General features: G+C 69.9%; 2 protein-coding genes. Both read left to right on the top strand.

Annotation, left to right across the window (positions count from 1 at the left end; translation table 11 throughout):
- Window positions 1-263: SDR family oxidoreductase (locus RMP09_RS20355; protein WP_310567795.1), on the top strand; the 263-nt coding region annotated here is incomplete at its 5' end.
- Window positions 260-1,021 (top strand): 3-oxoacyl-ACP reductase family protein, encoded by a 762-nt coding sequence (locus RMP09_RS20350; RefSeq protein ID WP_310567794.1) that lies wholly within the window; start codon window positions 260-262, stop codon window positions 1,019-1,021. The genes RMP09_RS20355 and RMP09_RS20350, both read left to right, overlap by 4 nt.
- The last annotated feature ends 63 nt before the right edge of the window (window positions 1,022-1,084 follow it).

Here is a 1,084-nt window from a genome sequence, read left to right as displayed (position 1 = left end):
TGGGGCCGCGCGGCATCCGCGTCAACGCGGTCTGCCCCGGCTGGGTGCGCACCGACGCGGCGATGCGTTCGCTGACCGCGATGGCCGCAGAGAGCGGTCGCAGCGAGGCCGAGGTGGAGCGCGAGATCCTGTCACGCCAGGCCGTGCCGAAGATGCTCACGCCCGACGAACTCGCCGGCGTGTTCCTCTTCCTCGCCAGCGAAGGCGCCACCCCGCTCACCGGCCAGTGCCTGGTGGCCAGCCACGGCGAGGTGATGGCATGAGCTTTTCAGTGTCGTTGCAGGGCCAGACCGCGCTGATCACCGGCGCCGCCACCGGCATCGGCCGCGCCACCGCGCTGCTGTTTGCGCAGGCCGGTGCTCGCGTGGTGGTCAACCACTTTCGGCAAGACGCCGAAGCGGCCTCGCTCGTGCAAGCCATCGAGGCGCAAGGCGGCCAGGCCATCGCCCTTGGTGCCGACGTGAGCGACGCCAGCGCGGTGCAGCGCCTGGTGGACGACGCGATCGCCGCCTATGGCGCCCTGCACATCCTGGTCAACAACGCCGGCATCATCCAGGAGAAGGCCTTCCTCGACACCACCGAAGCCGACTGGGACCGCATGCTCGGCAGCGACCTCAAGTCGGTCTTCCTCATGTGCCGCGCGGTGCTGCCCGGCATGGTGGCGCGCGGCAGCGGCGCCATCGTCAACATCGCGTCCGACCTCGGCATCCTCGGGCGCGAGCGCTACGCGCCCTACTGCACCGCCAAGGCCGGCGTGATCGGGCTCACGCGCTCGCTGGCGCGCGAGTTCGCGCCACACCAGATCCGCGTCAACGCCATCGCGCCCGGCCCTGTGGCCACCGCCATGGTGTCGCTCGAACACATGAGCGCCGAGTGGGTGGAAAAAGAACTCGCCATTCCGCAGCACCGCCTGGGTGCGCCGGAAGAGATCGCGGCCACGGCACTGTTCCTCGCGTCCGACCTCTCGCGTTTTTACTGCGGCCAGGTGCTCGGTCCCAACGGCGGATCGGTCATGCCATGAGGATGGAACACCCCTCCGACCGCGTCGCCACCGGCGTGCTGCTGTTCTCCGCCTCGCTCTGGG

The sequence above is a fragment of the Hydrogenophaga sp. genome (assembly GCF_031426985.1).
GTDB lineage: Bacteria > Pseudomonadota > Gammaproteobacteria > Burkholderiales > Burkholderiaceae_C > Hydrogenophaga.
This window is presented reverse-complemented; position numbering and strand designations above follow the sequence as displayed.

Excerpts from the sequence above, each read along its gene's own strand:
- RMP09_RS20350 (WP_310567794.1), top strand. The coding sequence starts at position 260 with ATGAGCTTTTCAGTGTCGTTGCAGGGCCAGACCGCGCTGATCACCGGC.